Origin of the sequence: Aneurinibacillus soli (assembly GCF_002355375.1) — a bacterium.
Classification (GTDB): Bacteria; Bacillota; Bacilli; order Aneurinibacillales; family Aneurinibacillaceae; genus Aneurinibacillus; species Aneurinibacillus soli.
In genome coordinates this window covers 844,175-868,058 of sequence record NZ_AP017312.1, presented here as the reverse complement: position 1 = coordinate 868,058, position 23,884 = coordinate 844,175, and the positions used below count along the sequence as shown (strand labels likewise).

Genomic DNA, 23,884 nt, shown 5'->3' with positions numbered 1-23,884 from the left:
GGACGAAAGGCTTTTTTATTGGTATAAAACATAAGGAGAGATCGGGATGGATAACAAAAAGAAAAATCGCATAGTAGTGAAGATTGGCAGCAGTTCCCTCACCAATCCGAACGGCGGGCTGTCCCACGAGAAGTTAATCGGGCATGTGGATGCACTCGCAGCTCTGCGCCAAGCAGGGCACGATGTCATTCTTGTCTCGTCTGGAGCAGTTGCGGCTGGATTTACCGCACTTGGTTATCCATCTCGCCCCGTAACCATCGAAGGCAAACAGGCAGCCGCAGCAGTTGGTCAGGGACTTCTGATTCAGGCATACAATGAACGACTCGGCACACACGGATTAACCGCCGCACAAATTCTGCTGACACGAGACGATTTTGCCAAACGGAATCGTTATCACAATGCGTATAATACCCTCAACGAATTACTTAAACGGGGCATGATTCCAATTATTAATGAGAACGACTGTGTGGCGGTCGATGAATTAACCTTTGGCGACAACGACATGCTCTCCGCACTTGTGGCTGGATTTCTACATGCTGATGGTCTAATGATCCTAACCGATACGGACGGTTTATACGATGCGGACCCTCGCTCAAATCCACATGCGCGAAAATTCAGTCTCCTGCATGAGATTACACCGGAGATTGAGGCGCTTGCGGGCGGCGCAGGCTCAAGTGTCGGCACGGGTGGCATGCGCTCGAAAATTAATGCCGCTAAGTTCGCACTCTCCCTTGGCATCGACATCTTCGTCGGAACCGGGGACGGGGCCGATAAGCTGCTACTCATTCTCGCAGGCGAAGGAGCAGGGACATATTTCCGTAATGAAATGCAAGGCTCCCTCAAATCACACAAGCAATGGATCGCCTTCCATGCGGACTGCGCGGGACGAATTGAGGTCGATGCAGGGGCTGCTTCCGCCCTTCTATACGGAGGAAAGAGTCTCTTGCCATCAGGCATCACAGACGTCGTTGGAAGCTTCTTAGCAGGTGATGTGGTAGAAGTATGGGATACACTGGGCCGTCGCCTTGGCAAGGGTGAAGTGCGCTATGATGCCAATCAACTTCGTCAGGTTAAAGGCGAGTCCGGTCCAGCCTGTCAGGAAGTGCTTGGAACGTCCCGGATCGAGGCCATTCACCGCGACAACTGGGTGACATTATATATGGAAGAAAATAAAGAAGAAACACGAGAGGAGATTATTCAATGAATCTGATCGACAAAGCGACTCGCGCACGTGAAGCAGCTGCTGCGATGACAGCTCTAACTACCGAACAAAAAAATCAAGCGCTTCTCGCCATGGCAGATGCGCTTGAGACACACATGGCACATATTATCGAAGCGAACACACAAGATACAACTGCCGCCAAAGAAAGCGGCATTACGAATGCTATGCTTGACCGTCTGACCTTAACGGAAGCACGCATTAAAGATATGGCAGACGGTCTACGTCAAGTTACAACTCTCGCTGATCCAGTCGGCGATGTTCTCGAAGCGTGGGAGCTGCCAAACGGCTTGCAAGTCGAAAAAGTACGGGTTCCACTCGGCGTCATCGGCATCATTTATGAAGCCCGTCCGAACGTAACCGTAGATGCAGCCGGCCTATGCTTGAAAGCAGGCAACGCGGTCGTCCTGCGCGGTAGCTCCTCTGCTCTGCATTCTAATCGCACACTTGTCACTGTGTTGCGCGAGGCACTCACGGACACAGCGATCCCGGCCGAAGCAATCCAGCTACTCGATGAAGGCACGCGTGAAGAAGTAAACCGCATGATGCGCCTGAATGATTATCTCGATGTCATCATCCCACGCGGTGGAGCAGGTCTCATCCGCTCTGTTGTCGAGAACTCGTCTGTTCCCGTTATTGAGACGGGTGCTGGCAACTGCCACATCTATCTCGATGCCAGTGCACAACTGGACATGGCGACGAATATCGTACTTAACGCCAAAACACAGCGCCCGGCCGTCTGCAATGCAGCAGAAACCTTGCTCGTTCATGCAGATTGGGCCAAGCAGCACCTCACAGACATCCTGACTGCTCTCACAGAGAAGAATGTGGAGCTGCGCGGCTGCGCACGTACCCGTGAGCTGGCTCCTGACCTGGCGATCCTTCCTGCGACGGACGAAGACTGGTCAACTGAATACAATGATTACATTATGACGATTGGCATCGTCGATTCTGTTGAAGAAGCGATTGCTCATATTAACCGTTTTAGCACCAAACATTCGGAAGCGATCATTACCGAATCAGCTGAAAATGCACGTGCGTTTCTCACTCGCGTCGATTCTGCTGCGGTCTACCATAACGCATCTACCCGCTTCACCGATGGATTCGAGTTCGGCTTCGGTGCCGAAATTGGCATCAGCACCCAGAAGCTGCATGCACGCGGTCCAATGGGACTCCCAGCGCTTACATCCTCAAAATACATCATCCATGGCACAGGCCAGATTCGTTAAGGGGGTACTCGATTATGCTTCACGACAAACGTATTTGTTTCATTGGCGCAGGCTCAATGGCAGAAGCTCTCATCTCCGGGCTGGTCTCCAAAAAACTGCTGCCCGCTCAGCAGATTTATGCGAACAACCGGGGCAACAGTGATCGCATCACAGAACTGGTTACCCGCTACGGCATTGCCGCACCTGACAAAGAAGACCCCATTCGTACAGCCGATATTCTCGTACTGGCTATGAAGCCAAAAGATGTGGCAACTGCAATCGAAGGTATTCGTTCATTCACACGCCCGGATCAACTCGTGATTTCCGTACTGGCTGGAACATCAACCGACTACATTTCAAGCCTGCTCGGTCATCCCGCAGCTGTTATCCGTACCATGCCGAACACATCGGCGGCCATCGGAATGTCCGCTACTGCGCTTGCTCCGGGTCAATATGCAACCGAAGAAGATATGAGTATTGCTACAACGGTTTTTGAAGCTGTCGGAATCGCAGAAGTTGTTAAGGAAGAGGAACTGCATGCTGTAACTGGACTTTCCGGAAGTGGCCCAGCTTATGTATATTACCTCGTAGAAGCGATGGAAGATGCAGGACGCGATATGGGACTCGAACCAGATGTGGCCCGCCGCCTTATTTTGCAGACCATTATTGGTGCTGCGAATATGCTGCTAGAACCGGGCGCTGAGCCGGATGTACTCCGCCGCAACGTAACAAGTCCGAACGGCACAACCGCTGCCGGCCTTGCCGTACTTGCCGAGCATGGTTTTCAGGAAGCGATCCGTGCCTGCATCCGTCGTGCCACAGAACGCTCAGAAGAGATGGGTGCAGAGGCATCCGTCACATCAAAATAACCGCTTCAATTCGGCAAAAGGAGATGCAGTATGGACGTTTTTGCACTGTATGGCCCAAGTGGAACGGGCAAAAGCACAAGCGCCCTTGAGGTAGCACATAAATACAACATTCAGGCCATTATTGATGACGGCCTTCTGATTTATCGTGGGCGCAAAGTATGCGGCACCTCTGCCAAGTATGAGAAAACAACCGTGCAGGCCGTCAAACGTGCAATTTTTTTCTATGACGAGCACCGGGCCGAAGTACGAGATGCGATTCATGCGCACAGCATCGAACGCATCCTGCTGCTCGGCACGTCACGCAAAATGGTGAATCGCATCGCCGACGCACTCGATGTCGGTCCGATTCAGACGTATATCTCTATTGAAGATATCCGCTCGTCGAGTCAGATCAAAGCAGCTTTGTATACGCGCCAGACAGAAGGAAAGCACGTCATTCCGATTCCCCACATTCAGGTGGATCAGGATTTCTTCTCCCGCTTGATTAAGCAGGGTAAGAAAATTTTTTCAGCCCGCAAAGAAGTCATTGGCGAGACAACAATTGTACAGCCTGATTTCGGCGGTGGGCGTGTGCATGTGGCTGAGCCCGTGCTGCGCAAGCTGGTAACCTTAAGCTGTCTTGCCGTTCCTGAAGTAGAAGGGGTTGGCAAGATTGAAGTCAGTCTGACTGATCTGCCAACTGTCGCCGTAGAACTTCACCTGAAAACAGCACGTAGCTCTTCCCTGCCAGCAGTCGCAGAAACTGTACGGCAGTATATTTATGATACGTATGTGCAGCATCTGAATATTGAACTGCACACCATTACCATCCGAATTGCAAAACTTACAATGGCTGACGCATGAATACATGCGTCAGCTTTTTTTGTACACACTAGTAGCTGTACGCTACGATTGAAAGGAGCATCCACTATGCAGCAACAAATGACAGGCCAGAGCCAGTCTCAGCAACCTATGTTCACCACGCCACCGCAGGTTATTACCGGAAAAGACCTCAATTATTTAGCAGACCAGATGAACTGGCTGCTCGTCGCCGCCAAAAAATGCAGCCACTACGCAAAAGAATGTACCGACCCGCAAATCAAACAGATCATTGATCAAACCGGCCAAATGCACCAACGCCATTATAATACGCTGCTTACGCACTGCCAGAACAACAATAGTTCCGCAACAGCATCACTGCCAGCACAATAAGGAGGAATCGGCATGCAGAATACAAAGATCGGCAACCCCAAAACCCCGGCGGCACAGTCAAGTGGCACCACCATGTCTGATATGGACCGCATCACAGACATTCTGTCCACCGAGAAGTATTTGACAGATGGCTTTAATATTGCAGTACGTGAAGCAAGCCACGATTCCCTGCATCAAGCAATCATGACTTGCCTGACAGAAACGCACCAATGCGCACGCGACATTTATAATGTCATGTTCCAGCAAGGGATGTATACCCTTGAAGTCGCCCAACAGCCGAAGCTCGATCAAACCTACCAGCAATTTAACGGCTACCTCTCTCAAATTCCGTACAGTGGACGCGTGCAATAACACAATGCAAAAGCCCGGAGCATACGCATATGCTCCGGGCTTTTGCATTGTGTTATACTAACGATACTAGATACCTGATAAGGAGGTTCACCTATGATTCGCTACAGCGAAATGACCCAACAACAGCTACAAGCCGAGATGCAGAAGCTTCGGCAGGAAAGCATGCGTAAATACCAGGCTGGATATATCTCGGAAGCATCGATTCTCGAATCGAAATTTTTTATGGCCCGCTCTTATCTGCTTGATCCCGATGATTATATGTCCGGTCAAGAATATACCGTTATCGGCTATGAGGAACCGTTTTTTGTCCGCTATCTGAACGGCGTTATGGCATGGGGCCACTTCCGCTCTTCGGACGAAGAAAAAGCGTTTCCGATTGGGCGCTTAGAAGAGATTGCATCGTCTTGTGGCAGCGGTGGATGCAGCACGGGTAGCTGCGGCATATAAAAATACGTTTGTTTGCGGTTAGTGGAATCGAGAAAGTTTGGGCGGGGGAGCAGAGAAGAGAGAAGCCTGTCACTTTATTACGCTTCCAATGATGCGGAAGCTGTCCGCTCCAGAAGTCCGGCAAACTCGCCCGCGAAAAGGAGACAATGAAGCCTTTTCGCTGAATGGTCGCGGGCAAAGGCCCGTTTGCCTCCCTCCTTCCGCTAGGCGGGCGCGTAAAGGCGTTCCCTGCTTCTCTCTTCTCTGCTCCCAACCTACTTTTTCATTCAAACAACAAACAAATCGTTTGATACAAAACATTGCTATATAACAGCTATTTTTTGTAAGAATAGGGTGTCTTTGACGTCATTAAATGACGTCAAAGACACCCTATTTCATTATATATGCCCAACATGAAAATTTGTGTTTGAGCGTAGAGCACAAAAACTTGCTTGGATAAGAGAAGGGATGAGCCAAGGAACGCCTTTACGCGACTCCCCAGCGGAAGGAGACTGGTGAACGGGCTTTTGCCCACAACACTTCTATGAGAAACTCCCCCGGCCTCTTTTTGTGGGCGAGTTCACCTGGCTCCTGGAGCGGCCAGCCCCTTCTTCTCCGCTAAGCGTAACAAAGTGACGGGCTCATCCCTTCTCTTACCCACCACCAAACTTTGGACTTCCCCTACCCCAAAACATAATTTCCAATTATTTCAGCGATCAAAACAGCCGTTTCTTCCCATACTAATCCATAGCAAGAAAGATGCTTACATATAAAGGAGGAATATGCATGCGCCGTTATTCTTTTTTCACGCTGTGTGCGGCTCTACTCGTATGTCTAGCGGTCCAACTATTCTGGACCGTACCAGCGGCAAACGCGCAAAACGAACCAAAAATTGGACAAACTCCCGTTCCGGGCAATCTGCTTGTGGCCGTACGTGAGAGCAAGCCGGGTGGCGAACCGAATCCACGAGGTCGTATTTTGTATGTGATGTCCCTGCCATTTGAAACGTACATCCGTAATGTACTGCCGAACGAATGGCTGCCAACCTGGGAGCCCGAATCTCTGAAAGCTGGCGCGATGGCCATTAAAATGTTCGCCTGGTATCACGCGCTCAATCCAGTAACGATTGATAATCAGAAGTTCTCCGTTGATAACACGACCAACTTCCAGGTGTATCGGGAAGGTACCAGCATGCCACGCACGAATGCCGCATTCGATGAAGTCATGAACCTCGCTTATGTCAAAAGCGATGATACGATTTTTGAACTGAACTATCGTGCAGGCTATCCAAATGACCCGAACTTTCAGTACCGTAACGCCCAAAAAATGTCTCAAAATGGAAGCCAGTATTTAGCAGAAAAGCAAAATAAAAATATGCTCCAAATTCTGCAGTTCTATTATGAAGGCAAAAAGCTGGTGAAAATCCCATGATCGGAGGAAAACACATGAAAAAGTGGTGGCCCCCTCTTCTGTTGTCTGCACTGCTCAGCGCTTTGCCCTTCCAGACTAAGGCGGCGCCACAGCCCGAACACAAACCTCTTCCCGAGTTCAAATATGAGACCGTTCATCGTCAAAGCAGTGATCCACTGACCTTACAACCAGCCGTCAAGCCAGGACCTGATATCCCGGGTGCAAACAAATGGGACAAGTGGGCCATGCTTCAAGTTAAAGTCATTGATTCGACCACTCAAAAACCACTCGCAGATGCAGAAGTTGTCGTAGCCGAGAATGGATACCGAACTAAAACAGACAAAAACGGGCTTACACCTGCCTTTCCAGCTCCCGTCATTCGTGATCCGCGCTTTGCAAGTGATGCACTTGCTCGTCTGCATGGTCAGTTAACGCTGCTCGCTTATAAAAACGGATACTGGGATACGGTCTATTATAACGTCCGAATGAACGAAGGCATGACAACGACACCTGAGATGTGGATGTTCCAGATTACACCGGAAAATCGCCGCATCGAGCCGTATGTATATTTCTATCCGACACACCATCTGTTCACTGTCAATCTAGCGGAGCAATTCCGCAGCAAAACACAACCGGGTGCCGGTCCCGAGAGTCCTGAGCGCTAATGCGTCGCACTCGTATTTTATGGGTCCTGATACTGCTTGCGATCAATGTAGCCGTATTTACCTGGAATCAGCAGCATGGTCGTGTCTTTACCCTTACGACCCGAATGTCACAAACGATTATGATTACAAAAACCGGATTTTCCCCTAATCATCTGACATGTAAGCAGGGAGATACGGTTTCGCTTGTGATTCGTAACACAGACAGTCAGACCCACAATTTTACGCTAACTGATTATCACATTTTCTCACCGGACCTAAAAAAAGATGAGCTAAGTACCATTGAATTCCAGGCGATCAAAAAAGGAACGTTCCCTTTTGTCTCTGATACACCGGGACATCCTGAAACCGGATTCAGTGGGACACTTGAAGTAAAATGAAAAGAGCAGGCTGCCATAACAAGCAGCCTGCTCTTTTCATATCGAACAGCTATACACCTAACAATGTAACTCTCTCTACTGCCCAGATACCTGAGCCTCCCTGCCGTACCGGCTGATACAGTTCAACAAGGAACTTACAAATTCCATGCTGTGCATCCACCAGCGCATGGTTCAAACCGGAACCGTAATCTACATAGTAGCTACGGAAGACAAATTTGTCCCCCGGGCTAAAGCCTAAATTGGCAATCCCGACTCGTTCCGCTGTCTCCACCGGATTCAGCCGCCATGGATTTCCCCCTTTATCCACAAACTGCTGAATCATCAGAAAGTTTTCTGGAACCGCTACGTGCCCCTGTTTCACTTCATTACAGGAGCTCTGTTGTCTCCTATATGCTCGTCGTCTCATCCGCATCACCTTTTTCTCTGTATCCTATGCGGTAGACTGACGCCGTGTTCCTACTTAAATCGCGAGTGCCGTGTCAACTGGACCTGCTACAATACGACCACGCTGTACCTGACGGTGGAATGCATCTTTCTCAATCACAAAGCCTTCATTCGAACCTTCATAACGACAGGCGAAGAACAGACGGTCCATTTCCTCTACGACAAACGATTTCATTTCACGCGACAGGCAATATTGGCGACCTACATGGTTCTGTATCATAACAAAATCCCTCCATATCCGTTTTCTTATTATCTGTATCATAACACTTCTGTCATAGTACAGCAAGTATTTTTTGAAAATTATTAAAACAAAAAAAACAGACATACTACCCTTTAAGGGAATATGTCTGGCTTCCTGTTACTTTCTTATTTCATAGTTAAAGCGTTGTGAATCATCGTTACGGCTTCCGCTCTTGTCGCCGTTTTATTCGGCTTGAACGTTTGATCGGGATAACCCATAATGATTCCTTCTTCCACAGCTCGGCTCACCGCTTTCTGTGCCCATGCAGAGATCGACGTTGCATCTTTAAATGACAGCTGTTTTCCTTCTGTACCGTTCTTCTTGATGTTCGTCAGGATAACTGCCATTTGTTCACGCGTAATCGTGTCATCTGCTCCAAACGTGGTCGCGTTGTAGCCATTGATGATGCCATTCGCATACGCTGTTTCGATCGCAGCTTTTGCCCAGTGGTTTTTCGTATCGGTAAAAGCAATATCCATATTCTCTTTCGGCTGTAAGCCAAATGCTTTGACAACCATCGCTACAAACTCAGCGCGCGTAATCGTCTTGTTTGGTTTAAACGTTCCATCTGGATAGCCGCTAACCGCTCCGCTTTGTACAAGCTGCTGAATATGTGATTGGGCCCAATGACCTTGAATGTCGGTGAATACCGGAACTTTTGTTTTCGGCAGATTGACAAGTGTGAACGTACTGAATTTATCTACCCAAATAGAGAGACCGATCGGATTGTGCTTCTCGTCATATTGAATTTCGCCTTTGTCGACTTTTTTCTCCCCATCACTATGCTCAATAAAGACGCCAAGTGATTGGAGGAAATCTTCCTGTTTCTTCGCATCTGTCGGAATGTTCATTCCCGTTAATGGGAGTGTGATTTTCGTACGACCCAAGAAGTTTGTCTCGATGTGTAACGAAGTTCCGATTACACTACCATCCTTCGCCTGTACACTCAGCAATGTTTTGGTTTGTTGAATCTCGTTTTCTTTCGTTACCGGCTCGATTTTCATATATACGTCTTTTTTACTGAGAGACGACACCGTTTCTTTCGGAAGCTCAATCGTCGCTTTATCTGTCACAACCTGGGCAGAGAATCCTTTGTCTGCCATGGTAGCCAATGCCTCTTTCTGTACATTCGCTACGATTTCCTGCGCTTCATTTCCCTTCAGGTCAGGGATCGGGAGCGTTACCATATTCATGGTGCCTGTCGCTTTGGCAATCGCTTCGGCTGCTTTTTTGGCATCCAGAGTAACGGTATCACTCTTTTTCCCGTCGGCTGTAACGGTTCGGATGATCTCTACACTCGCTGCCTGTTTTCCTTTTTCATTCTCACCAACTAGAACGGAAGAGGTCCGCGTATTAGTAGAAGAAGACGTGTCTCGACTTCCACCACCGCCTCCTCCGCTACTGCCACCGGAAGATGCTGCCTGTACCGTAACCGCACATATTGCTGTTTTGTTGCCATCTTCTGTCGTAACCGTAATTGTAGATGTTCCCGCTGCTTTTGGCGTCACGACTCCATTCGCATCTACGGTTGCTACCGTTGGGTTACTGCTGCTCCAGGTTATCTTTTTGTTTGTCGCATTGTCTGGATTTACCGTAGCCTTCAGTGTAGCTGGGCTTCCTCCTGCTGTCAGGCTCACTGTCGTCTTATCTAGCGTGACACTCGTTACCCCTATCTCATCCTGTACCGTAACCGCACATGTTGCGGTTTTGTTTCCGTCTTCTGTCGTAACCGTAATCGTGGATGTTCCCGCTGCTTTTGGCGTCACGACTCCATTCGCATCTACGGTTGCTACCGTTGAGTTACTGCTGCTCCAGGTTACCTTTTTGTTTGTCGCATTGTCTGGATTCACCGTCGCCGTCAGCGTTGCCGTATTGCCTCCTGCTGTTAGACTCAATGTTGATGAATCCAATGCGACACCCGATACCGGTACACTTCCTCGATTGGCCGTAATCGTATACGTCTTTGCTGTCTTCTCTTCGGCATCATTTGGCGCTACCACTTTTACTGGAATCGTATTCGCTCCTACATCAAGAGTAATTGTATCCGATGTAGTCTCATTTCCCTTGATGAAAACTTTGTACTGCGGGTCCGCTGCCGTAGCAGCTACGGTAATCGATGTCACATCATTTGTTACATCAACGGAATACGTATCCTGTGTCGTCGAGAAAGCAGGCTGTAACGCTCCTTCACTTACCGTAAGATCGCTAAGAGCTGCTTGTACCGTAACCACACATGTTGCGATTTGGTTGCCATCTTCTGTCGTAACCGTAATCGTGGATGTTCCCGCTGCTTTTGGCGTCACGACTCCATTTGCATCTACGGTTGCTACAGTTGAGTTACTGCTGCTCCAGGTTACCTTCTTATTTGTCGCATTATCTGGACTTACCGTAGCTGTTAGACTTCCCGTTGCTCCTCCCGCTGTCAGTGTCAATGTATTTTTATTCAACGCCACGCTTGTAACCGCTACAGGAGGAACAAACTTCATAACCGTGGCTTTAGCACTGTTCCCAACATCCATATACGCTACGTATGACGTTCCTTCCTTATCAATCGCAAGCGAAGGGTACACAGCTACATCGGCTGAGAAACCCACATCGCCTACTGGCACCCAACTTGATCCGTTAAACTTCATGACCGTGGCTTTAGAACGGTTCCCAACATCCCTATATGCTACGTATGGCGTTCCTTCCTTATCAATCGCAAGCGAAGTTTCGAAAACTTGACCGGCTGAGAAACCCACATCGCCTACTGGCACCCAACTTAATCCGTTAAACTTCATGACCGTGGCTTTAGAACGGTTCCCACCATCCTGATACGCTACGTATGGCATTCCATACTTATCAATCGCAAGCGAAGTGTACTTAGCTTCACCGGCTGAGAAACCCGCAGAGTCTACTGGCACCCAACTTGACCCGTTAAACTTCATGACCGTGGCTTTAGCACTGTTCCCATTATCCTGATACGCTACGTATGGCGTTCCATCCGGAGCAATCGCAAGCGAAGTATAGTGAGCTACAGCGGCTGAGAAACCCACATCGCCTACTTTCTCCCAACTTAATCCATTAAACTTCATGACCGTGGCTTTAGAACCGTTCACAATATCCTGATACGCTACGTATGGCGTTCCTTTCTTATCAATCGCAAGCGAAGTGTAGTCAGCAAAACCGGCTGAGAAACCCGCATCGCCTACTTTCTCCCAACTTGATTTGTTAAACTTCATGACCGTGGCTTTATAACTGTTAAACTCATCCACATACGCTACGTATGGCGTTCCATCCGGAGCAATCGCAAGCGAAGTTTTCATAGCTACAACATCTGAGACAGCCGCAGTGCCTACTGCCTCCCAACTTGATCCGTTCAACTTCATGACCGTGGGTTTCTTACTGTTCTTCTCATCCACATACGCTACGTATGGCGTTCCATCCGGGGCAATCGCAAGCGAAGTGTCGGAAATACCACCAGCTGAGAAACCCGCAGTGCCTACTGAATCCCAAGACGAACTTGCATACACAAGATTCGTAGGTAAACCCCCTATACACGTTGAAAAGACGAAAAGAAACGAAAGAAACACTGCATAAATGGATTTGATTTTTGCCATTAAATAATCCCCTTTTGTAAGAACTAATGTACAATTCTATATAATATCAAAAGCCACTGAACAAATTCTGAACAAACCCTATTAAATGTAATGCAAACATTGTTTGTCTATTGTATTTTCAAATTTTTTTTGTGTTGAACAGGATGTTCTTTTATGTATCTACCACAAAAAAACAGACAGACCTTTATGGTCTGCCTGCCTTATTCATGCTATCCCTTATAAGTCGGAAGCATTTTTTGTGGATTCACGGTCCGCTTCTTCTCCCATGTCTCTGGTTTCGTTTCATCGAACTGCTCCAGAAATCGAATCACTTCTTTCGTCAATGGTGTTGGCGTAGAAGCTCCTGCCGTCACCGCGACTTTTTGCTTACCCTTCAGCCATTCAATATCGAGTTCGCTTATGTCACCAATGCGATACGCCTGTGTGCCCGCGATATCCATTGACACCTGTGCCAGGCGGTTGGAATTATTACTGCGTGGATCACCGACTACGATAAGTAAATCTGCTTCCCCTGCCTGCTCAGCAACCGCTTCCTGGCGTACCTGCGTCGCCAGGCAGATTTCGTTATGCACTTCACACGCTGGATAACGGGCAATCACCTTATTCATAACATGGCGAATATCCCACTGACTCATCGTCGTCTGATTCGTCACAATCAGCTTCTCATCATCAAGCTCCAGCCTGTCCACATCTTCTTCTTTCTCAATAAGATGCACCAATCCAGGCGCTACACCGAGCGCTCCCTCTGGCTCCGGGTGCCCTTTCTTACCGATGTAGATCACATGATAACCCTCTGCCGTTTTCTCACGGATCAAGTCGTGCGTTTTAGTAACATCCGGACAGGTCGCATCCACTACCGTCAGCCCCTTCGCTCGTGCCCGCTCCTTCACCTGCGGGGAAACGCCGTGCGCAGTAAAAATGACGGTTCCCTTCTCAACCTGTTCCAGCATCTCCATGCGATCCGGTCCATCTAGTGTAATAATTTCCATATCATCAAACGCGTGTACAACGTGGCGATTGTGTACGATCATGCCAAGAATGTAAATCGGGCGCGGCAGATCAAAGTTTTTGGCTGTCTGCTGCGCAAGCACCATCGCATCGACAACACCATAACAATAGCCGCGCGGTGAAATTTTGATTACTTCCATTTGTATCCCTCCTCACACCAAAGCAGTGCACCGCTCCTTATCCTTCAAGCGGCAAATTCAGTGCGCCCCATTCTCGCAACTCAAGTGTGCGTGCGCCTGATGTTACAGCTGGATCTTTCTCAGCCAGCTCCAATGCTTCTTCGTACGTATCTGCAATATAGATCACAAGACCGCCTTTTCCATCTGTGAACGGGCCTGCTGCCATTACTTTCCCTTGCTTGAACAGATCATTAATATGTGCAAGATGAGCCGGGCGATGCTCCTTATTTTTCTCCTGGTCGATAATCGGTAAAAATGCTACATAATGCATATGGCTTCGTCCTTTCGCTATTAAAGTATATATCCTCGTCTATTATACCAACCGCCATAACGAATGCGAGTATTGTTCCATTAGCTAGTTTGTCCTGCTGTTATTCATCTTCTTCCAAATCAATATCATCTTCTGCTTCCTGCAAACGCTCGATATATGCCAGGTCTCCCGGTGTCCACTCGACCTGCCCGCTTGTCAGATTGATCATCAAGTTCGTAAGCGGCTCTTCCTTTCCTTCTTCTTCTCCTACTGTCACGGTCACCCGATCCAGGTATTCAACATTCAAAATCTGATAGCCATGCGCATTTAACTCATTCTCCACCTTACCCCAATGTGTATAATCAAAGGCAAAATGATGGCCGCGTGTAAGAACTCGCTCCACTACGCCGGTTGCTCGAACTCCTGCGCTGGCCGATTTGCCGTAAGCGCGGATTAAACCGCCTGCCCCAAGCTTGACGCCACCAAAATAACGGGTCACGACAATGGCTGTATCCTTTAGTCCTTTTTTCTTAATCACTTCCAGAATCGGCTTGCCTGCCGTACCGCTCGGCTCACCGTCATCATCCATTTTCTGATGCTGATCGTGCTCGCCTACGATATATGCCGAGCAGTTATGCGTCGCATCCCAGTGCTTTTTCTTAATTCCCTGAATGAATGTCACAGCTTCTTCCGGTGTCTCCACCCGCTTCACATAGCTAATAAACCGTGAACGCTTGATCTCAATTTCTGTCTCTCCTTCAGGCCGAACCGTCAAATAACGTTTGAGCATCGTTAACTTCCTTTCTTCCCGATGACTTTCTCTATATAATAAACCATAATAACATACAAGGTTGGTGTACGATGACATGGAACTTTTCTAGCCCGGCTCTTGAACTAGCAGCCACATCCGTCCATCCGGCTGCTTCTTTCTGGGGAATCATCGAGCCGTATCTTACCTTTCTTTTTTCCCTGTCTGTGTTTTTGATTGCTTTTCTCATTGTGCTGGAGAACCGCAATCCATCACGCACAGTCGCCTGGCTCATTATCCTGAACTTCCTACCGATTGTTGGCTTTATTTTGTATGTCTTGATCGGGCGCAATGTACGCAAACGGAAGCTATTTCGTCATAAATTTATCAGCAACGCGGACGTCTTAAAGAAGCTTGAGACTCGTCCACGCCCCCTGCTTAAAGAAAGCGATTTCTGGATGTATCCGCATCTCGCCTCCAAGCGTCGTTTGCTGAATTTGATGACGAATGTATCCCAATCGCCTTTTACCGTTCACAATGTCTCCCGCATTCTGACGAACGGGGATGAGACATTCCGGCAGATCCTTACTGACATGTCAAAGGCGAAGGATCACATTCACTTCCAATTCTACATCATCCGTCATGATGCTACCGGCCAACAATTCAAGCAAGTGTTGATGGACAAAGCACGACAAGGTGTAAAGGTGCGCGTGATTTATGATGGTGTCGGAAGTGTGCGGCTTGATCGAGCCTATATTGCTGAACTGCGGGAAGCAGGGGTAGAGGTTGCGGCCTTCTTCCCGGTAATTCTTCCGTTCTTAAACAATAAGCTTAACTACCGTAACCACCGCAAAATTGTAATCGTAGACGGTAAAATTGGCTTTGTCGGCGGACTGAACATCGGAGACGAATACTTAGGCAAAGACACACGTTTTGGCTTCTGGCGAGACTCTCATGTCCAGCTCGAAGGAGAAGCTGTATATCTGCTTCAGAACATCTTTTTGAAGGACTGGTTTTTCATAACCGACAAAAGTGTGAACAGCGATCGCTACTTCCCACCGCTCGGGGAGATCGAGGGAGAAGAGATTATCCAGATTGCTGCAAGCGGGCCGGATTCGGACTGGGAGCTGATCTGGCAGATGTATTTTTCGATTATCGCTACCGCCCAGGAGAAAATCTACATCACCTCCCCGTACTTTGTGCCGGATGACTCGATTACAATGGCGCTCAAAACGGCTGCGTTAAGCGGTCTGGATGTACGAATTTTGCTCCCGAGCCGACCCGACCATCAAACCGTTTTCTGGGCGTCCCGCTCGTATTTCCAGGAGCTTCTTGAAGCGGGAGTACGATTCTATCTGTATCAGCCCGGATTTGTTCACGCCAAGATTTTACTTGTTGACGGGCTGGTTGCATCGATTGGCACGGCTAATATGGACATTCGCAGCTTCCAGCATAATTTTGAAGTGAATGCCATTTTGTATAACAGCAGTTCCGTCGCCAAGCTAGAGGCCGATTTCTTCGACGATCTCGAAGACAGCAAAGAATTGACCTTAGATGACTATCAGAGGCGACCGTGGCATCATCGAGTACTTGAGTCGGTCGCCCGTCTGCTGTCTCCTCTTCTATGAAAAGAAAACAAGGCCCGGGAAGATTTCGGCTGGCCGCCGGTATTTTCCCTAGCCTTGTTTTTCTTTGTTTCTTAGCTTTTCTGCAACACCATCGGCTGCGCCACAGTTAAAAACTCATAACAGTTTTTATTCTGGTATTTGTGTATTTTAATGAGCTGCTTTTCTTCGAGGCTTTTTATCTTTCGCTCGACTGTATTCTTATTCATGTTGCATACAGCTGCAATTTGTCGGATTGACGGAAAGATTCCACAATCCCACTGCGGACCGAATTGAATGAGGAACATATAAATCATAAACTCAAACGGATCAAGTCCCAGCGTAAACAGATCGTTCATCTCCATACATTTCACCTCACTTCACTTCACTTGCAAAATCCCGGTTTCTCTCTTCTTCTATTATTTCGTATGTGATGGCTGAATTTCAAGAGTTTATTATTGAAAGGCCACGTTCACGTGATAGCCGACCGGCTTATAGATCTGCTGCAATACCCGTACCGCTCGATCTTCCGCCGTCTGAATCACGCCACTCTCGGCTGCTTCCTGCTCCAACTTGCCGCGTGCTTGCACAAGCAACTCCTGCTGCTCCGAAGGCGATAAATCCCGACGGAACATACCGGATTCAGAGAACAGCTTCACCTTATCCATGTCAATGTTTGGCTCCTGCAAAAACCCGGCGTGCGGCAGAATAATCGTAATCTGCTTATTTATCTGATCGATGGATATATCATTTGCGGTTAATTGCTTCAAGTTAATACCAACAAGCAATTTGGCCGGAACATCCATATGTACCACTCGTTTCGTTCCTGGAAGCTCCATGTCATAAAACTTGTAGGCATCTTCGCCTGTAAGGGTAGTGGTGACCACTGCTTCTGCGGTCGTCAGATACGAAAGTTCTCGCACCTCTTCAATCACCGTTTGCCTGTTCATATCCGGCGTACTGATCCATTTGTTTCCAACTACTATACCACCTGCCACAAGCAGTACCCCGGCTACTGCTACTACTAGAAAGCGACGCATGTTTTTCCACATGCGTGCTCCCGGAACACGGAATAGCCACATTTTCTTTTTCGGTTTTGTACTCACGGACTTCGAGACAGATTGCGGCTCGATCTCTCCGTATGGCAAATGATATACCGTCGCCTTCCCATTCTCACTTCCCGTTTCTCTCACCTGGCGAATGATCTCTTCTTTGTTGTTCACATTTGTCTCCCCCTCGCTCTTGTACTCCCTACCCTATTGGACGCTGCCCATAAAAAAAAGTCGCTTCCGCGAAGCGACTTTTTGGACATAATTTCCGGATTATACTACTTATTCGAGAAGCGAGACAAACAGTACAATCAGCAAGCTAAAAATAAGAAAGAAAAACGCGGTGCCATGCATCAGACTAACCGTACGCCGAATATCCTCCGGCTCGATCGGTCGCACCGGATCACCAAGCTTCGCCCGTTCGGATGGAACACCCTGATAATAATTCAGGCCACCAAGCTGAATCTCCAGCGCCCCGGCTACACCCGCTTCCGTAAATCCACTGTTCGGGCTCGGGTGCAGGCGCGCATCACGCCGAATCATATCCCGACAGCCGCGCGAGTTGTAACGCATAATCCAGCTAACTCCGGTCAGCACAACCGCCGCAAGCCGGGCTGGGATGTAGTTGGCCAGGTCATCGAACCGGGCCGATGCAAAGCCAAGATTGCGATATTTATCATTTTTGTAGCCGACCATCGAATCAAGCGTATTGGCTGCACGATACGCCATAGCCAGTGGCGCCCCCCCAATCGCAGCATAAAACAATGGGGACAAAATCGCATCGACGATATTCTCTGCTACCGTCTCTACCGCACCGCGCGACACTTCCCGCTCATTCAAAAACTGCGTGTCCCGCCCGACAACCATCGAGAGTGCCTGACGTGCTCCTTCCAGATCCCCCTGCTTCAATAGCTGGTAAATCTCCCTGCCCGCCTGTGCCAGTCCTTTTGTCGCAATAGTCGTAGAGATTAACCAGGCTTCTACTGCAAGTGCTAGCCATGGATGAATGAACGCCAGCGCTTTCAGCAACAGCCACACGAATAAATAGCTTCCTCCGACCAGCAGCACCGGCAAAAAGATTCCGGCCCGTTTCAACTGTTCCTCCCTGGGAAAAGCATGCCGGATGTTGCCCTCTAACCATTTGATCACCCGTCCCATATAGACAACCGGATGAGTAAGCCAGCGCGGATCACCCACTACAAGGTCGATGATATAAGCGGCTAGTAATACAAAAGCCCGCTCCATGCTAGCCCTCCTCCTGTGTCGCAACCGCTTCATGCACAGCTTGATACACAAGTCGACCAATCGCATTGCCAATCGTCGTCGCTGCTCCGGCGAACTGATGCGGATCACCGTACCGTTTATTCTGACTTGACGCAAGCACGACTGCATCCGTTGTGGTACCAGTCGCAATCTCCCCATCTTCATCCGTAACCCCAAGATCCTGAAGAGCTGCTGCTTTGGCCTCTGTCGCCGTTATAATGGCATTAATCATGGCAGACGTAGTCATGCTGGCGTCAATGAGTACAAACGTGTTAATCGTTCCGCAGGCATACGCCGGAAAGGTAGTACGCGCTTTACCAGACCGAGACGCATTGCCTGTTCCTGCTGTCACACAGCAAATGAGGCGGTATTTATCCCCCGCTTCTTCCTGAATGGACGTATGGGTTAGTTTTGCCGCTGTCTGTAGCCCAACCGTGCGGCCTACGGGATATCCCCAGGCACTAATCTGGGTGCGCATGAGCTCCACCGGGTCCGCACAGCGGTAATCAAGCGGCACTTTCCAATTTACAAAATGGGACGCATGCGTAAGCCCTCCCTGCCAGAGCGCGTTGCTAAATACAGTCATCGGATCTACTGTGCGTACCAATACATGTTCATCTGTATTCGTAATAGTAAGATCCGGCCAGATGGAAGACCGGTAAAAGGTGTTATTCCGAAACGGTTGACTCATACGTGTATCCCTTTCTGACTTCTTGCAACGGAAAACTTATGCAGCGATCGGTGCCATCCTTTCATTCGCTCGCACAGCTTTTCCTCCTGCTTGATATAATCAGTCGAAGACGCATCAAGCAGGATTCCGGCCAATGTTCCACTGTGGGCAATCGTTACACCAAGCCCATCCACTTCACGGCATAGCTCTTTCATCCGCTCAAGATCAGGGTGCAACAATCGTTTTTGATGCATATCCGCACTTTTGGTTGCCACATAGCCAATCATCTCACTGTCTCCAGAACGAAACGCTTCCTGAAGCATCAAAAGCAGTCCTTCATACTCCTTTTCTTCTTGTACCGTATAAGGCTGCGCCTGCCGATTGAATGATACGGTATCGATCCGGCCTCCCCGATCCACACCGATGATTCGAAGCGGCGGCAATTGACCGAGCGACGCCATCACTTCTCCATGATGATGGCGGTACGCCACAACCTCGTCGTACATGATGCCATCTGTCGGCTCTACCTGCACAAGAAGCGATGAAATATGATGCGGCAACAGATGAAGCCGATACGCTTTCGATACAGCGCGGCAAGCCGCAACCATATCCGCTGTGCTGGTGGCAAATCCTTTTCCTTCAGGAAGAGACTGTTCAAGCAGCAGTGTCCCTTCGAACGGAATCTCGTATTCATTCATTAGCCGCCGCAAAATGCGGCGCACTTTGATTTTGCGAGGCGATGTGATGAGTTCCCCCGCTCCCCCGGGATAAAATGTCGCCCTGACATAACTTTGAATCGGCAGAGAAACGAGGAACGGCGCGCCATCATACTGTCCCTGCAATAATTCGCCAAATGTATGGCAAGCAGTCCCTGTTGCAGCTTTCATGATTGTCTCCTTTTCCTATCCTCATACGGGCTTCTCTATTTTTTATCTTTGTCTATGATTTATCTACTCCAGCGATCTCCGTTATAACGCACAGCGAAAAAACCAGCAGGCGCAACACCGAGCATCTGCCAGAATGGTTCTATCTTATCCGTCATCCAGGCCGCCTGAAACCAGCGAATGGGGCCGCCATGACTAACAAGTAAAGCAGTCTCATCCGTTTGCATATCCAGAGACAACGTACGTAGAAAGCGATCTACACGGTCACCGAGCATCGAGAGCGTCTCACCGCCAGGAGGGGCCGTTGTGTACGGGTTATTATACCAGCTTTTCGCTCGTTCCGGGTCATCGTTCATAATTTCTTCGTATGTGTTACAATCCCAATGTCCAAAGTCCAGTTCTCGCAGCTCTCTTATCTTCACAGGGACAACTTGTCTAGCAGCAGTCATAATCGCTGCCGTCTCTACACAGCGCAGCAGATCGCTTGTGTATACACGAGTGATCTGCTCACTACCAAGAAGAGCTGCCGCTTCCTCCACCTGCTGTCTGCCAGATGCAGAAAGCGGTGCGTCATAATGTCCGAGATAGCGGCGCTCCCGGTTTTCTTTCGTCTCGCCATGCCGCATCCAGATCCATTTCATAGCAACCTCCCTGCGGCAACTACTGCGACAAGGGCGCACGCCTCTGTCCACTCCACGAGTGCGCCATAGCAATCTCCCGTTAGTCCACCTAGCCTGCGATGAATGCGCTGTGTGAATAGTACCGCTAGTATAATAGATATCCCTACAACGAGCAGACCTGGCAAGTGGTATACGCCGATGACAACCGCTGCCGTTCCACACAGTCCCGCTGCCACAATGGTCCGGGTAAGCCCACTACGCAGTCCGCTCCCAAGCCCTTTCTCGGTTATATAGGGCCAGAACCAGATCGCTGCGACAAGCATCGTCCGGGCAAGAAGCGGCGGCAGCACCAGCATCGTGATCCAGCCAGATGCCACAATCTCATACAATGCCACACCCTTCACCATAAACAGCAAAATCGCGGCAATCACACCCATCGCGCCAACTCGGCTATCTTTCATAATCGCGAATATTTTTTCCCGATCACGCCAGCTGCCAAGCCCATCCGCAAGGTCCATCCAACCGTCCAGATGCAGACCCCCTGTGATAAAAACCCAGAATATAAGGGTCAACACAGCCGCAAGAGACGCGGGGAAAATCTGCTGCATAAGCCAGCCCCAGGCAGCCAGTAGGAGACCGAGCAGCAAGCCAACCACCGGATAAAAGGCCGGGCTTCGCTCCCAGTCCTTCGTCTCTGTACTCAAGCGCGGAACCGGAAGCCGGGTCAAAAATGCGATCGCATGAAACAGCGCATTCATCTCCGCTCCCCCTTAAGACAAAGCGGAATGCCAGAAAGCACGGCATACACCTCGTCCGCTTGCATCGCAATCCGCTGATTCACTGTGCCAAGTACATCTTGAAACCACCGTCCAAGTCGTGACATCGCCACCCCGCCAAGTCCGGTTTCACTCGATACAAGGATCGCGCATCCCTTGTAAGCATGCAGCCTCTCAAGCCATGCGTCCGCCTGTGCGATAATATCATTCGTATGCACTTCGGCCCGCCATTCTTCTTCTGGAACAGCAAGCAATTGATTGGTTATCCACGTCGATACGCAATCAAATAAAACCGCCTCATAGTTCTCATACTCCCCTGCCGAACTAACAATGTCCAGCGGTGTTTCCAGCAGTCCCCATGCTTCTGGGCGACGTGCGCGGTGCAGGGCAATCCGTTCTTCCATTTCTATATCGGTATTTACTCCAGTGGCAATATAGAGGACGGACGTCCCATTCTCACTTGCCAGTTGTTCCGCGAACGCACTCTTGCCAGAGCGTACTCCGCCGGTTACCATGATGATGCTCATAGTTGTCCTCCCTCAACCAATACCGCACCGAATGCTTCTAGCAGTCGATCATTTTCTTCTCGCAGGCGCACCGCAATCCGAATATCATGCGGTGTCAGCCCCGGATACATCGCACAGCTGCGAATCATAATACCCCGCTTGCCAAGTGCAAGCTGCATCGTATCTGCCGTCATTTCTTTATGCAGACGAATCAACAGAAAATTCGCTTTGCCCGGCCAAACACGCCAGCCGAACCATTCTCGAATGCGCCCAATCAAGTATGCACGCTCCGTATCCACCAGCAAACGCGTCGCCGTCTCGTATTCATTCTGCTCACAGCACACCTCACCCGCTGCAAGCGCAAGCGCATTCACACTCCATGGCACCTGCTTTCCTTTCAGCTTGCGAATCAGCGCCGGGGCAGCCACCGCAAATCCGAGCCGCAGCCCTGGAATCGCATAAAACTTGGTCATGGATCGAATAAGAATGACGCGCGGATATCGCCCAAGCTCCCCGATAAGAGTCGGCTGCTGACTCTCCGGCAAAAAGTCGAGAAATGCTTCATCAATGACCACATATGTCCCGAATTCATCGGCCCAGGCAGCCAACTTGCGCAAAATTTGAACATCATACATCAAGCCAGTTGGATTGTTCGGATGTCCGATAAAGACAAGGTCCACCTGCTTAATCAGCATGTGCAGCTCAGGAAGAGTCGGCAAGAATCCATCTTCCGCCCTTCCCGTACAACTGACGACACGCGCACCGAACTGGCGGGCAAGCTGGGTATATTCGACAAATGACGGATAAATCACCCCAACAGTTCGCGGCGCAAGCGCCAGCAGGACAAGCGCCATGCACTCCGCCGCACCATTCCCCACCGCCAGCATGCGCTCACTCACCCCGTACTTTTTCGCCAGCCCCTTGATCAGCCCTCGGTGGGCCGGGTCTGGGTAATGCACGAGACGCCCCATATCCTGGACAAGCCTTTTCATTAAATCAGGGGGTGGTCCCAACGGATTAATATTCGCGCTAAAATCAAGCAACTGATCCTCCGGCACGCCAAAAGCAGCCGATGCGGTTCGCAGATCGCCGCCATGCCCGAATGTTTCAATATGCGCCATTAAAACTCAATCCCCAGCACAGCCGGAATGCCTTCCTCATAATAATGCTTCACCGGTTTCATCTCTGTGACAAGATCCGCTGCTTCCACCACCTCTGGCTGTGCACTTCTGCCAGTAATAATAAGATGCATGCCATACGGACGATTTGCAATCAGCTCCAGCACTTCACCAAGTGGCAGCACATCATCAATCGGAAACGTCTGGATTGCCAGCGCATTATTTAACTCATCGAGAATCACAACGTCGTACTCGCCGCTCATCACTTTCTCTTTTGTAAACACCCAGGCTTCTGTCAACGCACTCCGATGTTCCTCCGGCGTTTTCAACCAGGTGAACCCGCTGCCTTTCTGATGAATCTCAATTCCGATTTTATCGAACATGATTTTCTCTCCGTATGTCCGTTCAGGAGACTTAATAAACTGAATGACCAGCACACGCTTCCCACGTCCAGCAGCTCGGACGGCAAGTCCTAACGCCGCGGTTGTTTTCCCTTTTCCATCACCCGTATATACAAGTGTCAGTCCACGTTTTTGATCCGGCTTCTCCATTATTTCTCGCCCCATTTCTCACGATAAATCAAGTCATCTAGCGCCCGGCGTTTCCCCCACTTCTCTGTCTCCAAAATCGGAGCAGTTGGATAATGATCGGTGTACCCGAGCGACAATAGTGCGATCGGCTCGACATGCGGTGGGATGCTGAGAATATCTCGCACATCATTTTTCTTGTAGAAGCTGACCCAGCCAAGTGCGATGCCTTCTGCACAAGAAGCAAGCCACATGTTTTGAATGGCACATGATGCAGACATGATATCTGTTTCTGGAATAGAATTACGGCCCAGTACATGCGAGCCACCCCTTGTCGGGTCACATGTCACACAAATCGTAAGCGGTGCTTCTTTTAAGCCTTCAATTTTTAAACTCATGAATTTTTCCGACCGCTCTCCTTCGTAATGAATCGCAAGCGCGCGCCGTTCTTTATCTGCTGCCCAGGCAAGTTTTGCCTTAATTTCATCCGCTGTAATAAGAATAAAACTCCATGGTTGCATAAATCCAACAGACGGGCCGTGATGCGCCGCTTCTAGAATGCGCTCCACTGCATCGGCTGGCAGCGGGTCCGAACGGAATGTCCGTACATCCCTGCGTGTCTCAATCACCTTATAAATCGCGTCTCTCTCTTTCTCTGTAAACATCTGCACACCCTCCTCAT

Annotated in this window: 28 protein-coding genes; 11 read left to right on the top strand and 17 right to left on the bottom strand. The window is 49.4% G+C overall.

Annotated features, from left to right (window positions below; all coding sequences use genetic code 11):
• The first annotated feature begins 46 nt into the window (after positions 1-46).
• The 10 genes from proB to CB4_RS04355 all read left to right on the top strand — a co-directional run bounded on the left by proB (position 47) and on the right by CB4_RS04355 (position 7,716).
• Positions 47-1,204: a glutamate 5-kinase gene (gene proB / locus CB4_RS04400; protein WP_096463760.1), complete on the top strand. Its 1,158-nt coding sequence runs from the start codon at positions 47-49 to the stop codon at positions 1,202-1,204.
• Positions 1,201-2,448 carry a glutamate-5-semialdehyde dehydrogenase gene (locus tag CB4_RS04395; RefSeq protein WP_096463759.1) on the top strand — a complete coding sequence of 416 codons (1,248 nt, stop codon included), beginning with the start codon at positions 1,201-1,203 and terminating at the stop codon, positions 2,446-2,448. Before proB ends, CB4_RS04395 begins: the two co-directional genes overlap by 4 nt.
• 14 nt (positions 2,449-2,462) lie before the next feature.
• The gene (gene proC, locus CB4_RS04390; protein ID WP_096463758.1) at positions 2,463-3,296 is read left to right on the top strand and encodes a pyrroline-5-carboxylate reductase; all 834 of its coding nucleotides are present in this window, start codon (positions 2,463-2,465) and stop codon (positions 3,294-3,296) included.
• Positions 3,297-3,326: 30 nt separating this feature from the next.
• Positions 3,327-4,139, top strand: a complete 813-nt coding sequence (locus CB4_RS04385; protein WP_096463757.1) for a hypothetical protein — start codon at positions 3,327-3,329, stop codon at positions 4,137-4,139.
• Between the two features lie 66 nt (positions 4,140-4,205).
• Entirely contained in the window at positions 4,206-4,487 is a 282-nt protein-coding gene (locus CB4_RS04380) for a hypothetical protein (protein WP_096463756.1), read from the top strand.
• Between the two features lie 12 nt (positions 4,488-4,499).
• Positions 4,500-4,838 carry a spore coat protein gene (locus CB4_RS04375; RefSeq protein ID WP_096463755.1) on the top strand — a complete coding sequence of 113 codons (339 nt, stop codon included), beginning with the start codon at positions 4,500-4,502 and terminating at the stop codon, positions 4,836-4,838.
• Between the two features lie 93 nt (positions 4,839-4,931).
• On the top strand, positions 4,932-5,285 hold the full coding sequence (locus CB4_RS04370; protein WP_096463754.1) for a YfhH family protein: 354 nt from the start codon (positions 4,932-4,934) through the stop codon (positions 5,283-5,285).
• Positions 5,286-6,050: 765 nt separating this feature from the next.
• Complete coding sequence (locus CB4_RS04365) at positions 6,051-6,695, top strand: SpoIID/LytB domain-containing protein (RefSeq protein ID WP_096463753.1); 645 nt, start codon at positions 6,051-6,053, stop codon at positions 6,693-6,695.
• Between the two features lie 14 nt (positions 6,696-6,709).
• A complete protein-coding gene (locus CB4_RS04360) occupies positions 6,710-7,339 on the top strand; it encodes a carboxypeptidase-like regulatory domain-containing protein (RefSeq protein ID WP_146226639.1) in 630 nt (209 codons plus the stop codon).
• Positions 7,339-7,716, top strand: a complete 378-nt coding sequence (locus CB4_RS04355) for a cupredoxin domain-containing protein (RefSeq protein WP_096463751.1) — start codon at positions 7,339-7,341, stop codon at positions 7,714-7,716. Before CB4_RS04360 ends, CB4_RS04355 begins: the two co-directional genes overlap by 1 nt.
• 49 nt (positions 7,717-7,765) lie before the next feature.
• Here CB4_RS04355 and CB4_RS04350 read toward each other — a convergent pair whose 3' ends face one another.
• The 6 genes from CB4_RS04350 to CB4_RS04325 form a co-directional block, all read right to left on the bottom strand.
• Positions 7,766-8,122, bottom strand: a complete 357-nt coding sequence (locus CB4_RS04350) for a hypothetical protein (RefSeq protein WP_096463750.1) — start codon at positions 8,120-8,122, stop codon at positions 7,766-7,768.
• Between the two features lie 54 nt (positions 8,123-8,176).
• Positions 8,177-8,380: a hypothetical protein gene (locus CB4_RS04345; protein WP_096463749.1), complete on the bottom strand. Its 204-nt coding sequence runs from the start codon at positions 8,378-8,380 to the stop codon at positions 8,177-8,179.
• Between the two features lie 146 nt (positions 8,381-8,526).
• Positions 8,527-12,000, bottom strand: a complete 3,474-nt coding sequence (locus CB4_RS04340) for an S-layer homology domain-containing protein (protein WP_096463748.1) — start codon at positions 11,998-12,000, stop codon at positions 8,527-8,529.
• 209 nt (positions 12,001-12,209) lie between these two features.
• Complete coding sequence (locus CB4_RS04335) at positions 12,210-13,148, bottom strand: 4-hydroxy-3-methylbut-2-enyl diphosphate reductase (RefSeq protein WP_096463747.1); 939 nt, start codon at positions 13,146-13,148, stop codon at positions 12,210-12,212.
• 37 nt (positions 13,149-13,185) lie between these two features.
• On the bottom strand, positions 13,186-13,458 hold the full coding sequence (locus tag CB4_RS04330) for a YciI family protein (protein ID WP_096463746.1): 273 nt from the start codon (positions 13,456-13,458) through the stop codon (positions 13,186-13,188).
• A gap of 100 nt (positions 13,459-13,558) precedes the next feature.
• A complete protein-coding gene (locus CB4_RS04325; RefSeq protein ID WP_096463745.1) occupies positions 13,559-14,227 on the bottom strand; it encodes a YigZ family protein in 669 nt (222 codons plus the stop codon).
• A 71-nt stretch (positions 14,228-14,298) separates the two neighbouring features.
• Here CB4_RS04325 and cls point away from each other — a divergent pair, with 71 nt between their 5' ends.
• On the top strand, positions 14,299-15,813 hold the full coding sequence (gene cls, locus CB4_RS04320; RefSeq protein ID WP_096463744.1) for a cardiolipin synthase: 1,515 nt from the start codon (positions 14,299-14,301) through the stop codon (positions 15,811-15,813).
• Positions 15,814-15,884: 71 nt separating this feature from the next.
• Here cls and CB4_RS04315 read toward each other — a convergent pair whose 3' ends face one another.
• The 11 genes from CB4_RS04315 to bluB all read right to left on the bottom strand — a co-directional run bounded on the left by CB4_RS04315 (position 15,885) and on the right by bluB (position 23,867).
• On the bottom strand, positions 15,885-16,154 hold the full coding sequence (locus CB4_RS04315; protein ID WP_096463743.1) for a helix-turn-helix domain-containing protein: 270 nt from the start codon (positions 16,152-16,154) through the stop codon (positions 15,885-15,887).
• A gap of 90 nt (positions 16,155-16,244) precedes the next feature.
• Complete coding sequence (locus tag CB4_RS04310) at positions 16,245-17,012, bottom strand: DUF4230 domain-containing protein (RefSeq protein WP_096463742.1); 768 nt, start codon at positions 17,010-17,012, stop codon at positions 16,245-16,247.
• 108 nt (positions 17,013-17,120) lie between these two features.
• Positions 17,121-18,083 carry an adenosylcobinamide-phosphate synthase CbiB gene (gene cbiB, locus CB4_RS04305; RefSeq protein WP_096463741.1) on the bottom strand — a complete coding sequence of 321 codons (963 nt, stop codon included), beginning with the start codon at positions 18,081-18,083 and terminating at the stop codon, positions 17,121-17,123.
• A 1-nt stretch (position 18,084) separates the two neighbouring features.
• A complete protein-coding gene (locus CB4_RS04300; protein WP_096463740.1) occupies positions 18,085-18,792 on the bottom strand; it encodes an adenosylcobinamide amidohydrolase in 708 nt (235 codons plus the stop codon).
• A complete protein-coding gene (locus CB4_RS04295) occupies positions 18,789-19,658 on the bottom strand; it encodes a GHMP family kinase ATP-binding protein (protein WP_096463739.1) in 870 nt (289 codons plus the stop codon). Before CB4_RS04295 ends, CB4_RS04300 begins: the two co-directional genes overlap by 4 nt.
• Before the next feature lie 59 nt (positions 19,659-19,717).
• Positions 19,718-20,296 carry a histidine phosphatase family protein gene (locus CB4_RS04290; RefSeq protein WP_096463738.1) on the bottom strand — a complete coding sequence of 193 codons (579 nt, stop codon included), beginning with the start codon at positions 20,294-20,296 and terminating at the stop codon, positions 19,718-19,720.
• On the bottom strand, positions 20,293-21,033 hold the full coding sequence (cobS, locus tag CB4_RS04285) for an adenosylcobinamide-GDP ribazoletransferase (protein WP_096463737.1): 741 nt from the start codon (positions 21,031-21,033) through the stop codon (positions 20,293-20,295). Before cobS ends, CB4_RS04290 begins: the two co-directional genes overlap by 4 nt.
• Positions 21,030-21,578: a bifunctional adenosylcobinamide kinase/adenosylcobinamide-phosphate guanylyltransferase gene (gene cobU / locus CB4_RS04280; RefSeq protein ID WP_096463736.1), complete on the bottom strand. Its 549-nt coding sequence runs from the start codon at positions 21,576-21,578 to the stop codon at positions 21,030-21,032. The genes cobS and cobU overlap by 4 nt, the downstream gene beginning before the upstream one ends.
• Positions 21,575-22,678, bottom strand: coding sequence for a threonine-phosphate decarboxylase CobD (cobD, locus tag CB4_RS04275; protein WP_096463735.1), 1,104 nt, complete (start codon positions 22,676-22,678; stop codon positions 21,575-21,577). The genes cobU and cobD overlap by 4 nt, the downstream gene beginning before the upstream one ends.
• Complete coding sequence (gene cobO, locus CB4_RS04270; RefSeq protein WP_096463734.1) at positions 22,678-23,226, bottom strand: cob(I)yrinic acid a,c-diamide adenosyltransferase; 549 nt, start codon at positions 23,224-23,226, stop codon at positions 22,678-22,680. Before cobO ends, cobD begins: the two co-directional genes overlap by 1 nt.
• A complete protein-coding gene (gene bluB, locus CB4_RS04265; protein WP_096463733.1) occupies positions 23,226-23,867 on the bottom strand; it encodes a 5,6-dimethylbenzimidazole synthase in 642 nt (213 codons plus the stop codon). Before bluB ends, cobO begins: the two co-directional genes overlap by 1 nt.
• Positions 23,868-23,884 lie beyond the last annotated feature (17 nt).

Excerpts from the sequence above, each read along its gene's own strand:
- proB (WP_096463760.1), top strand. The coding sequence starts at position 47 with ATGGATAACAAAAAGAAAAATCGCATAGTAGTGAAGATTGGCAGCAGT.
- CB4_RS04395 (WP_096463759.1), top strand. The coding sequence starts at position 1,201 with ATGAATCTGATCGACAAAGCGACTCGCGCACGTGAAGCAGCTGCTGCG.
- proC (WP_096463758.1), top strand. The coding sequence starts at position 2,463 with ATGCTTCACGACAAACGTATTTGTTTCATTGGCGCAGGCTCAATGGCA.
- CB4_RS04385 (WP_096463757.1), top strand. The coding sequence starts at position 3,327 with ATGGACGTTTTTGCACTGTATGGCCCAAGTGGAACGGGCAAAAGCACA.
- CB4_RS04380 (WP_096463756.1), top strand. The coding sequence starts at position 4,206 with ATGCAGCAACAAATGACAGGCCAGAGCCAGTCTCAGCAACCTATGTTC.
- CB4_RS04375 (WP_096463755.1), top strand. The coding sequence starts at position 4,500 with ATGCAGAATACAAAGATCGGCAACCCCAAAACCCCGGCGGCACAGTCA.
- CB4_RS04370 (WP_096463754.1), top strand. The coding sequence starts at position 4,932 with ATGATTCGCTACAGCGAAATGACCCAACAACAGCTACAAGCCGAGATG.
- CB4_RS04365 (WP_096463753.1), top strand. The coding sequence starts at position 6,051 with ATGCGCCGTTATTCTTTTTTCACGCTGTGTGCGGCTCTACTCGTATGT.
- CB4_RS04360 (WP_146226639.1), top strand. The coding sequence starts at position 6,710 with ATGAAAAAGTGGTGGCCCCCTCTTCTGTTGTCTGCACTGCTCAGCGCT.
- CB4_RS04355 (WP_096463751.1), top strand. The coding sequence starts at position 7,339 with ATGCGTCGCACTCGTATTTTATGGGTCCTGATACTGCTTGCGATCAAT.
- CB4_RS04350 (WP_096463750.1), bottom strand. The coding sequence starts at position 8,122 with ATGAGACGACGAGCATATAGGAGACAACAGAGCTCCTGTAATGAAGTG.
- CB4_RS04345 (WP_096463749.1), bottom strand. The coding sequence starts at position 8,380 with ATGATACAGAACCATGTAGGTCGCCAATATTGCCTGTCGCGTGAAATG.
- CB4_RS04340 (WP_096463748.1), bottom strand. The coding sequence starts at position 12,000 with ATGGCAAAAATCAAATCCATTTATGCAGTGTTTCTTTCGTTTCTTTTC.
- CB4_RS04335 (WP_096463747.1), bottom strand. The coding sequence starts at position 13,148 with ATGGAAGTAATCAAAATTTCACCGCGCGGCTATTGTTATGGTGTTGTC.
- CB4_RS04330 (WP_096463746.1), bottom strand. The coding sequence starts at position 13,458 with ATGCATTATGTAGCATTTTTACCGATTATCGACCAGGAGAAAAATAAG.
- CB4_RS04325 (WP_096463745.1), bottom strand. The coding sequence starts at position 14,227 with ATGCTCAAACGTTATTTGACGGTTCGGCCTGAAGGAGAGACAGAAATT.
- cls (WP_096463744.1), top strand. The coding sequence starts at position 14,299 with ATGACATGGAACTTTTCTAGCCCGGCTCTTGAACTAGCAGCCACATCC.
- CB4_RS04315 (WP_096463743.1), bottom strand. The coding sequence starts at position 16,154 with ATGGAGATGAACGATCTGTTTACGCTGGGACTTGATCCGTTTGAGTTT.
- cbiB (WP_096463741.1), bottom strand. The coding sequence starts at position 18,083 with ATGGAGCGGGCTTTTGTATTACTAGCCGCTTATATCATCGACCTTGTA.
- CB4_RS04300 (WP_096463740.1), bottom strand. The coding sequence starts at position 18,792 with ATGAGTCAACCGTTTCGGAATAACACCTTTTACCGGTCTTCCATCTGG.
- CB4_RS04295 (WP_096463739.1), bottom strand. The coding sequence starts at position 19,658 with ATGAAAGCTGCAACAGGGACTGCTTGCCATACATTTGGCGAATTATTG.
- CB4_RS04290 (WP_096463738.1), bottom strand. The coding sequence starts at position 20,296 with ATGAAATGGATCTGGATGCGGCATGGCGAGACGAAAGAAAACCGGGAG.
- cobS (WP_096463737.1), bottom strand. The coding sequence starts at position 21,033 with ATGAATGCGCTGTTTCATGCGATCGCATTTTTGACCCGGCTTCCGGTT.
- cobU (WP_096463736.1), bottom strand. The coding sequence starts at position 21,578 with ATGAGCATCATCATGGTAACCGGCGGAGTACGCTCTGGCAAGAGTGCG.
- cobD (WP_096463735.1), bottom strand. The coding sequence starts at position 22,678 with ATGGCGCATATTGAAACATTCGGGCATGGCGGCGATCTGCGAACCGCA.
- cobO (WP_096463734.1), bottom strand. The coding sequence starts at position 23,226 with ATGGAGAAGCCGGATCAAAAACGTGGACTGACACTTGTATATACGGGT.
- bluB (WP_096463733.1), bottom strand. The coding sequence starts at position 23,867 with ATGTTTACAGAGAAAGAGAGAGACGCGATTTATAAGGTGATTGAGACA.